Source organism: Sinomonas sp. (genome assembly GCF_051955515.1).
Taxonomy (GTDB): Bacteria; Actinomycetota; Actinomycetes; order Actinomycetales; family Micrococcaceae; genus Sinomonas.
This window is the reverse complement of sequence record NZ_JBQCGQ010000145.1, coordinates 1-9,806: the sequence shown is the minus strand read 5'-3', so window position 1 is coordinate 9,806 and position 9,806 is coordinate 1. Positions and strand designations below refer to the sequence as shown.

Genomic DNA, 9,806 nt, shown 5'->3' with positions numbered 1-9,806 from the left:
AGATGCCGCCTGTGCAGCTCCTCGCCCACCACGGCGTAGATCCAGTAGCACGGGAGTAGGGCCGCCGCGAGCACGGCATAGCTGCCCATGGCCGAGGCAGCGAGCAGATGGTCCAGATACGCCTTGGTGACCGGACCCTGCCTGAGCGCCTCGCCCGGGGGCAGGCGATGCTGGGCGAGCCAGGTTCGGTGGAGCTCGGCTTCGACTACGAGGCACACTTGGGCCGAGTTGGCCCAGAAGGTCTGCTCCTCCTCGGTCGGTGCCAGGGCACTCGCCCGGGCCAGGGCCCGGGAAAACCCGTTGAGGTACTGGGCGTCCTGGGCGAGGTAGTACGCGAACTGCGCTTCAGGGAGGGAGCCGGCGTCGAGCTGCGCCACGAAGGGCAGTGCGTCGATTTCGGCCCGGATCTTTGCCGCGGCGTCCCACAAGCGGGCCGCGAACTCGCCGTCCGCGAGGGGAACCGACCCCTCGGCGTGGTGGAAGTGGTGCACGGGTCCGTGCCCATCTCCGACTTCGAGCTCGCCTGAGGCCGCCAGAGCGCCCAGGAGCCACTCCTTCACGACCTTGAGGGAGGCGGACCAGTCACCCGTCCGCGCCTGCATCGTGGCCATGGCAGAGGAGAGCGAACACCCCGTGCCATGCGTGTTCCGCGTGTCGATGCGGATTCCCGGCACCTCGACGATCCGGGCGGCCTCGTCAGCTGCCGCATCGACAAGTGCGTCAGGGCAGTCGACCCCGCTCAGGTGCCCGCCCTTGACCAGGACCACCGCGCCGATCCGCTCGGACAGCCGCTCGGCCTGCGCCAGGGCCTCCGCCCACGTCTGCGCCACCGGTTCGTCGAGGAGAACGCCGAGCTCCGGGAGGTTCGGTGTGACGAGGTCCGCCTTGGCGAGCAACCCGCGGAGGGCCGCGGCGGCGTCGTCCGCGAGGAGCCGATCGCCGCTCGTCGCGACCATCACCGGATCGAGGACGACGACGGCGGGCCGCGCTCGCTCGAGCCAGTCACCGACGGCGGCGATCACCTCGGCATCGGCAAGCATGCCGATCTTGACGGCGTCGACGACGATGTCCGACGACACCGCATCAAGCTGGGCCCTCAGGAAGTCGGCGGGAGGCGTATGGACTCCCGTCACGCCGCGCGTGTTCTGCGCGGTGAGGGCCGTGATGGCAGCCATCCCGTAGCCGCCCATCGCGGCAATGCTCTTGAGGTCCGCCTGAATGCCGGCTCCGCCCGATGGATCGGAGCCGGCAATGCTCAGAACGCGCGGAATGCGGCGGCCCACCGCTAGAGCTCCGACGCCGGAACTCCGACGCCAAGAATCAGCGGTTCATCACCATCCGGCTTGGACGGAGCGGGCGCCGGCTGCGAGGCCGAGCTGCTCGTCTTGCCGCCCACTGCGCCCTCGGTCTCGTCGACCCGTGTCACCTCGGCGGAACCTTGGCCGCTGCGGGCCCCCCGGCTCCGGCGCCGCTTGCCCGGGCGCTCCTCCCCCGTGTGGCGTTCGCCGGTGAGCTCGTCGAACGCGTGGCTCAGCGCGTCAAGGCTCAGCGCCGGCTGAGGACGCGGCGCCGGTGCGCGGGTCTCCCCAACGGGGAGCTCGATCCGCTCGCCACCAATCGTCAGAATGGGCACGTGCGGGGAAGCCGGCGCCCCAGGTGCGGGAGACTGCAAGGCGGGGGCTGGAGCTTCAGGCGTCTCGGCCTGGGGTTCAGCTGCGGCATGCTCGGTCTCAACGACTGCTCGCGCCTTCTCGTCATCGTGCACGTGGGCAGCGTGGGCTGCGGCAGCGACAGCGGCCAGAGCAGCCCTAGTTGCCTGTGCGCGCGCCTGGCGCTCGGCGTCGTCGACCTCGCCGACGTGCTCGTGAGCCGGGCCGCCAGCGGGCGCCTCAGGCTGGCCCGACCTGCCGCGCCGCCGACGGCGGTCGGAGCGATCGGTACGATCGGAGCGGTCCTGCCGTGCGCCCTGCTGCGCCGCGTCACTGCGCACGGGCTGATGCTCGGAGGTCGAGCCCTGAGGCCGGCCCTTCTCCACCGGGTCCTCATGAGTGATCACGCCGCGACCGCCGCAGACCTCGCAGGTCTCGCTGAACACTTCGAGCAGGCCCGTGCCCATGCGCTTGCGCGTCATCTGGACAAGTCCGAGAGACGTCACCTCGGCCACCTGGTGCTTCGTGCGGTCCCGCCCGAGACACTCGACGAGCCTGCGGAGGACGAGATCCCGGTTCGACTCGAGCACCATGTCGATGAAGTCGATCACGATGATGCCGCCGATGTCCCGCAGCCGCAGCTGCCGGACGATCTCCTCGGCCGCCTCGAGGTTGTTCTTGGTCACGGTCTCCTCGAGGTTGCCCCCCGAGCCCGTGAACTTCCCGGTGTTGACGTCGATGACCGTCATGGCCTCGGTACGGTCGATCACCAGAGAGCCGCCCGACGGCAGGAAGACCTTGCGGTCGAGCGCCTTGTGGATCTGCTCGTCGATCCGCCATTCGGCGAACACGTCAGCTTCGCCCTGGTACTTCTCGAGTCGACCCAGCAGGTCGGGTGCCACATACGTGACGTACGCCTCGATCGTGTCCCATGCGTCCTCGCCGCTCACGATGAGCTTCGAGAAGTCCTCGTTGAAGACGTCCCGGACCACTTTGATGGTGAGATCGGGCTCGGCGTACAGGAGCTCCGGCGCGAGGACCTTCGTGGAGGTCGCCTGATTCCGGATTGCGTCCCACTGGGCGCGCAGGCGGTTGATGTCATGCGTGAGCTCTTCCTCGCTCGCTCCCTCGGCCGCGGTGCGCACGATCACGCCGGCGTCGGCGGGCAGACGGTCCTTGAGGATCCGCTTGAGCCGGTTGCGCTCGACGTCGGGGAGCTTCCGGGAGATGCCCGTCATCGACCCGCCAGGGACGTACACGAGGTACCGCCCCGGGAGGGAGATCTGGCTCGTGAGCCGCGCGCCCTTGTGGCCCACCGGGTCCTTCGTGACCTGGACCAGAACCGAGTCGCCCGACTTGAGGGCGTTCTCGATGCGGCGCGGGGCACCCTCGAGGCCAGCCGCGTCCCAGTTGACCTCGCCCGCATACAGGACAGCGTTGCGCCCGCGCCCGATGTCGACGAAGGCTGCCTCCATCGACGGCAGGACGTTCTGCACCTTGCCGAGGTACACGTTGCCGATCAGCGAATCCTGCTGGGTCTTCGAGACGAAGTGCTCGGCGAGCACACCGTCTTCGAGGACCGCGATCTGGATGCGGTCCTCCTTCTGGCGCACCACCATCTGCCGATCCACCGACTCGCGCCGCGCGAGGAACTCGGCCTCGGTGATCACGTGGCGGCGGCGTCCCGACTCGCGGGACTCGCGGCGGCGCTGCTTCTTCGCCTCGAGCCGAGTCGATCCCTTGACGCTCTGCACACGGTTGCTCGTGCTCTCGGAGGGCGTCCGGGGGGCGCGGACGCGCGTGATGGTTCCGGGCGGGTCGTCATCCTGACCGCCTTCGAGTTCGAGGTCGGCTTCGCCCCGACGACGCCGACGACGACGGCGGGAGGTCACCTCCTCCTGGTCCTCGTCCTCAGATTCCTCGGAGTCCTCGGCGTTTCCCTCTGCGCCCTCTTCGAGGCGACCCCGCCCACGGCGGCCGCGGCTCCGACGACGACGGCGGGCCCCACTCGACTCCTCGTCCTCCTCTTCCTCGTCCTCGGCTTCGGCGACAACCGGAGGCGTCGGGCGTGAGATGACGCTGAGGTCAGGTGCCTGGAAGATCATCGACGTCGGCGAGAGCGGCTCGCTGAACAGCGCGGCGAACGGGCTCGGAGCCTCCTCCGCCGGCGTTTCGGCGACAGGCTGCCGGACGTCCGGCTCGGCCTCCGCTTCGGGCTGCTGCTTCGGCTCCGCAGCCACAGGCTTCTCGGGCGAGGGGGCCTTGGCCGAGGCAGCCTTGGAAGCCGAGACAGCCTCCACGGGCGACGATTCCTCGGCTGACCGCTCGGCGACCGGGGTCGTCGGCGCCGCTGAAGCCGCGCCGGACGCGCGACGCCGTGCCCGCACTGAGCTCTTGGCTCGCGACGCCGAAGCCGCCGGAACAGGCTCTGCCGAGGTGTCGCCGTCGTCCGCCAAGGGCAGGCTCGGGTTGGCGGAAGCGGACTTCGAATCCGCCTGCGCGGCTGCGGCGCGAGCCGACGTTCGGCGCGACCGGGTCGCCGCCTTCCGCGGCGCGGCCGGGGTCTCTTCGGCGGCCGTCTCGGTGGCTGCCACGGCGGCCTCGGCCACCGACTGGTCCTCGGCCGTCTCGGTGGACTTCTCCTCCACCGGCACTTCTACGACCTTCTTCCGGCTGCGGCTAGCCCTCTTGGGCTTCTCCGCCGCCTCCGGCTGAGACGACGCCTGCTCGGGCGCGCCGTCGCCCTCCGGCGCCGCTAAGCCCGTATTCGGGGTCTCCACCGACTCGGCGGGGACCGCCTTGGCCTTGCGAGGCGCCCGGCGGGCCTTAGCCGGCGCTGCTTCCTCGGGCTGGCGTGCGGCGCCTTCCTGGGACTGCTGGTCAATGTCCATTTGCGCGTACTCCACAAGCCGCCCGCAACGCCGCCACATTCGGCGTCGGGACGGCACCACGTGTCGGCACCCGCAGGCGCCGACGAAGTCGTCTCCGGTACCCGATCGGCCGCGGCTTTGCCGTCCGTTCGGGCCGATGCCCTGAGGACCCGCGGCCTGTCCGGCCGGCAAGGTGCCGCTGGGACCCAGCGGGCGGCAGGCGGGAAAATTCCCGTGCGCCCGGCGTTGAGCCGGCGGTCTTCGTGGCAGTGCATCGGACCGGCCGCCGAATGTGGGTCGGCGTCCGGCCATCTGAATTGTCTCACATCGACCCCAACCAGCTCGGTGTCAGACTCGCGGCCTAGAATCGGGGCATCACCGCAGGAAGGACGCCCCAGCCATGACGAAGGCACCCGACGCCGAGCAGATCCGCCCCTCGACGCGGCCGGACGAGTCCGGTCCCGTCATGACGAGGACCCGCCCCTTTGCCTGGCTCCTGCTCGTCACGAGCGTGGTGGGCTGGCTTGCCTCCGGCGAGCTCGTGCTCGAGAAGCTCGAGAAGCTCGTCAACCCCCAGCACACGACGATCTGCGACGTCAATCCCTGGATCTCCTGCGGCGAGGTCATGAGCACGTGGCAGAGTTCGGCATTCGGTTTCCCCAACATGTTCATCGGCATCGTCGCGTTCGCGATCACGACCACCACGGCCATGGGAATCCTCAGTGGCGCTCGCTTCGGGCGCTGGTACTGGATCGGCCTCCAGACCGGCGTGACGCTTGGCTTCGTCTTCATCGTGTGGCTGTGGAGCCAAGCCCTTTACGCCATCGGCATCCTGTGCCCGCTGTGCATGATCGTGTGGGCCATGATGATCCCGATGTTCGTCTGGACGACTGTCCGCAATCTTCAGCATCGGGTCATCCCCGCGCCTGCCGGCCTAGTGCGGGCGCTCGGCGAGTGGGGCTGGGTCGTCGTGGCCGTGCTGTACGTCGGTGTCATCGCGTCGATCTTCTTCCGCTTCCTTCCGATGTTCGTGCCCTCGACCATGTGACTCCCCTCCCCGCTCTCCGTTTCGGGTACAGATAATTCCTTCCCAGATCAGCTCGGGTACAGATACTTCCCCAGACGACGACGGCGAGCGGCGACCTCCCTGATGAGGTCGCCGCCCGCCGTGGTCAGCAGTGGAGTTTCTGTACCAGAAACGCGAATCGGGGTTGGTTGGTGTACCCGAAACGGTCAGGCGAACCAGATGCCGATCTCCCGTTCCGCCGACTCGGGCGAGTCGGAACCGTGCACGAGGTTCTGCTGCACTTTGAGGCCCCAGTCCCGCCCGAAGTCGCCGCGGATGGTGCCCGGCGCCGCGATAGTGGGATCGGTTGCGCCGGCGAGGGAGCGGAAGCCCTCGATGACACGCTCACCCTCGAAGACGGCGGCCGCCACGGGCCCGCTGAGCATGAAGTCGAGGAGCGGCTCGTAGAACGGCTTCCCCTCGTGCTCGGCGTAGTGCTGCTCGAGGAGCTCGCGGGAGGCGGTCAGCAGCTTGAGGTCCGCGAGGCGGTAGCCCTTGGCTTCCACCCGCGCGAGGATCGCGCCGGTGAGGCCGCGGGAGACGCCGTCGGGCTTGACGAGGACGAGGGTGCGCTCTGCGCTCACAGTGGCTCCTAGGTAGGCGTGTGGGATCGAGCCTCAGTCTACTGAGTCTGAGCCTCGCCCCCGGACCCGCCGAGCTCGGTGCCTCCCGCTTCCGGGTGGGTCCGCTCCCATTCGGCCTGCTCCCGGTCCCGCTGCAGGTTCTCGCGGTCCAGCCGAGCGCCCGTGCGGATGGCGAACCACCAGCAGAGGGTCATGACCGCGCCCACGAAATACATCGTGGGCTCCACGAGGCCCAGCGCGATGAGCACAAGTTGGAGGACCCAACCGAGCGCGAGTCCCCACGTCCGCTTCACGACCGCGCAGGCGAGGATCAGCACCGCCACGAGGGTCAGGCCCACGCCGAGGACCGCCCCGGGGCCGAAATCACGCCCCCTGAGGCCGAAGACAACGAGCGTCGCAAAGAACGCCACGAACGCCTCGGTGAGGAGCATGACCGAGGCAAACTGGACGCGGATCGAGCGCCGGGGCCGCGGCATCCCCGGACGCCACTCGCGCTGCGCCTTGGTGAGCCGCGCCATCAGGCCACGTCCTTCCCGAGCAGGAGACGCGCCTCGCCCACCACCGTGATCGACCCTGTGATGAGCACTGCGCCCCCGAAGTCGCCCACCTCGTCGGCGCGCTCGACAGCGTGGGCGATAGCGTCGTCGAGCTTCTCCTCGGTGCTGATCGCCGACTCGTCGAAGCCGAGGTCGAGCGCGAGCTCCGTGAGCTCGTCGGCAGGAATGGCGCGGGGAGATGCGGACTGGGTGAAGACGTATTCCACCGACTCGTCCTGGAACTCCTCCTGGAGGGTGCGCAGGATCTCCTCGGCGTCCTTCTCCCGCAGGACACCGAGGACGATGACGAGGCGGCTGAAGTCGAACGCCTCCTTGAGGGCCTGGGCGCTCACCTGGATCCCGCCCGGGTTGTGCGCGGCGTCGACGACGATGGTCGGTGACGTCCTCACGACTTCAAGACGGCCCGGGGAGGTGACGGTCGCGAACGCATCGCGGAGCACGTCCGCGTCGAGTTCGCGCTCCCCTCCGCCGAGGAAGGCCTCGAGAGCCGCCACCGCAACGGCCGCGTTCTCCGCCTGGTGTGCGCCGTGCAGCGGCACCGTGAGGTCCTCGTACCGGCCCGCAAGCCCCTGCACGGTCACCAGCTGACCCCCGACGGCGAGAGTCCGAGCCTCGACGCCAAATTCAACACCCTCGAAGCGGAATTCCGCGCCGACCTCCCGCGCCTTCTCCAGCAGGACCTGTGCGGCGTCGGACGGCTGGGCTGCGCTCACGAGGAAGCCGCCGGGCTTGATGATGCCTGCCTTCTCGCGGGCGATGTCTCCGGTGGTGTCGCCGAGGAGGTCGGTGTGGTCGAGGGAGATCGGCGTGACGACCGAGACCACGCCGTCGCCCACGTTCGTCGCATCCGTGATCCCTCCGAGGCCTACCTCGATCACCGCCACGTCCACGGGCTCGTCCGCGAAGATCGCGAAGCCGAGGATCGTCACGCATTCGAAATACGTGAGGCGCGGCTGTCCGGCGGCCGTCAGCTCTGCGTCGACGATGCCGATGTACGGCGCAATCTCGTTCCAGATCCGCACGAAAGTGGAATCCGGAACCGGCGAGCCGTCGATGCTGATGCGTTCAGTCACCCGGCTGAGGTGCGGGCTCGTGTAGCGACCGGTGCGCAGGCCGTGGGCGCGGAGGCCAGCCTCGATCATCCGGGCGGTCGAGGTCTTCCCGTTGGTACCCGTGATATGCACGATCGGGAAGGCCTTATTCGGCTCGCCCAGCACGTCCATCGCCCGGAACAACGGGGCCAGACGCGGCTCCATCTTGTTCTCCGGCGCGCGGCTGAGCAGCTCGGCGTAGACCTCCTCGACGGTGGCAGGCGCGCTCGTGGATTGGCTCACCTGGCACCCTCCCCTGCCGCAGTCTCCAGGTCGCTGGGAACGCGCTCCACCACGGCCGTCGGGTTGATGTCCGCGACAAGGAGCTCGAGTTCGACGCTCAGCGTCTCGCCCTTGAGCAGCTCGGCGTGCTCGCGGGCGGCGGCGATGAGATCCTCGCGAGCCGTCACGCTGGTCCGGATCCGGTCGCTCACGTTCAGATCCGCGTCCTTGCGCGCCTGCTGGATGACGCGGACGAGGTCGCGCGCGTGGCCCTCTGCCTCCAGTTCGGCAGTGACCTCGGTATCGAGGACCACGAAGCCGCCGCCAGGCAGCATCGCAACCGCGCTCGATCCCCCCGCCCTCGCCGCGTCCACGACAGTCTCGAGCGAGTACTCCTGCGGCTCGAGGGCAATGCCGCCGGCCGTCACGGTGCCGTCGTCGGCCACTGACCAGTCGCCCGACTTCGACCCCTTGATGGCCTGCTGGACTCCCTTGCCGAGGCGTGGCCCGGCAGCTCGGGCGTTCACCACGAGCTTCTGCTCGATGCCGAACTCCTCCGGCGAGGCATCTTCCGTGTCCAGGAGGCGCACCGACTTGAGGTTGAGTTCATCCGCGATCACCGACTCCGTCCCGGCAAGGCCCGAGGCCCCAGGCACGACGACGGTCATCGCCCTGAGCGGCAGGCGCACCCGCAGCTTCGCAGCCTTGCGCAGGGACGAACCCGCCGAGCACACGGCCTGAGTCTGGTCCATCTGCTCGACGAGTGCGGGCTCATCGGGGAAGAGCGCGCTGTCGGGCCAGTCGGTGAGGTGCACGGAGCGGCCGCCGGTGAGGCCCCGCCACATCTCCTCGGCAACGAGCGGGAGAAGCGGCGCTGCGGCACGGCACACCGCCTCGAGCGCCGTGTAGAGGGCGTCGAATGCGTCGGCGTCCTCGTCGAAGAAGCGCTGACGGCTGCGCCGGACGTACCAGTTGGTGAGCATGTCGAGGTACTCGCGCAGCAGCTCGCACGCGTTCGAGATGTCGTACGCGTCCAGATGGCCGCGCATACCGCCCACGAGCCGACCCGTCTCGGCGAGGAGGTACCGGTCGAGGGGGTCGCTGTAGCCGTCGTAGCGCAGCTTCGCCTCGTAGCCCTGCCCGCCTTCGGAGGCGTTCGCGTACAGCGTGAAGAAGCTGTACACGTTCCACAGCGGGAGGATCACCTGCCGGACGCCGTCGCGGATGCCCTGCTCTGTGACGATGAGGTTGCCGCCGCGGAGGATCGGACTCGCCATGAGGAACCAGCGCATGGCGTCCGAGCCGTCGCGGTCGAGGACCTCGGAGACGTCCGGGTAGTTCCGCAGGCTCTTGGACATCTTCTGTCCGTCCGATCCGAGGACGATGCCATGGCTGATGACGTTCCGGAACGCCGGCCGGTCGAACAGCGCCGTCGCAAGGATGTGCAGCGTGTAGAACCATCCGCGCGTCTGGCCGATGTACTCGACGATGAAGTCGCCGGGGTTGTGCGTCTCGAACCAGTTCTGGTTCTCCATCGGGTAGTGCACTTGGGCGTACGGCATCGACCCGGAGTCGAACCACACGTCCAGGACGTCCGGGACGCGCCGCATCGTGGACTCCCCCGTGGGATCGTCGGGGTTGGGCCGGGTGAGCTCGTCGATGAACGGCCGGTGCAGGTCCGGCTGGCCGTCGTGGTTGAGCGGGAGCCGGCCGAAGTCGCGCTCGAGCTCTGCCAGCGAGCCGTACACGTCCGTCCGCGGATACTCG

At 69.0% G+C, this 9,806-nt stretch carries 7 protein-coding genes; 1 reads left to right on the top strand and 6 read right to left on the bottom strand.

Features of this window, described 5'->3' with window-relative positions:
- Positions 1–1,283: bifunctional hydroxymethylpyrimidine kinase/phosphomethylpyrimidine kinase (locus tag ACTHL9_RS08085; protein WP_440518337.1), on the bottom strand; the 1,283-nt coding region annotated here is incomplete at its 3' end.
- Between the two features lie 2 nt (positions 1,284–1,285).
- Positions 1,286–4,540 carry an Rne/Rng family ribonuclease gene (locus ACTHL9_RS08080; RefSeq protein WP_440518336.1) on the bottom strand — a complete coding sequence of 1,085 codons (3,255 nt, stop codon included), beginning with the start codon at positions 4,538–4,540 and terminating at the stop codon, positions 1,286–1,288.
- 379 nt (positions 4,541–4,919) lie between these two features.
- Here ACTHL9_RS08080 and ACTHL9_RS08075 point away from each other — a divergent pair, with 379 nt between their 5' ends.
- On the top strand, positions 4,920–5,567 hold the full coding sequence (locus ACTHL9_RS08075) for a vitamin K epoxide reductase family protein (RefSeq protein ID WP_440518335.1): 648 nt from the start codon (positions 4,920–4,922) through the stop codon (positions 5,565–5,567).
- Positions 5,568–5,752: 185 nt separating this feature from the next.
- Here ACTHL9_RS08075 and ndk read toward each other — a convergent pair whose 3' ends face one another.
- From ndk to ACTHL9_RS08055, 4 genes are all read right to left on the bottom strand, one after another.
- Positions 5,753–6,169, bottom strand: a complete 417-nt coding sequence (gene ndk, locus ACTHL9_RS08070; RefSeq protein ID WP_440518334.1) for a nucleoside-diphosphate kinase — start codon at positions 6,167–6,169, stop codon at positions 5,753–5,755.
- Positions 6,170–6,207: 38 nt separating this feature from the next.
- A complete protein-coding gene (locus ACTHL9_RS08065) occupies positions 6,208–6,687 on the bottom strand; it encodes a DUF4233 domain-containing protein (protein ID WP_440518333.1) in 480 nt (159 codons plus the stop codon).
- Positions 6,687–8,060 (bottom strand): bifunctional folylpolyglutamate synthase/dihydrofolate synthase, encoded by a 1,374-nt coding sequence (locus ACTHL9_RS08060; RefSeq protein WP_440518332.1) that lies wholly within the window; start codon positions 8,058–8,060, stop codon positions 6,687–6,689. Before ACTHL9_RS08060 ends, ACTHL9_RS08065 begins: the two co-directional genes overlap by 1 nt.
- Positions 8,057–9,806 (bottom strand): class I tRNA ligase family protein (locus tag ACTHL9_RS08055; RefSeq protein WP_440518331.1); only part of this gene is annotated, 1,750 nt, incomplete at its 5' end. The genes ACTHL9_RS08055 and ACTHL9_RS08060, both read right to left, overlap by 4 nt.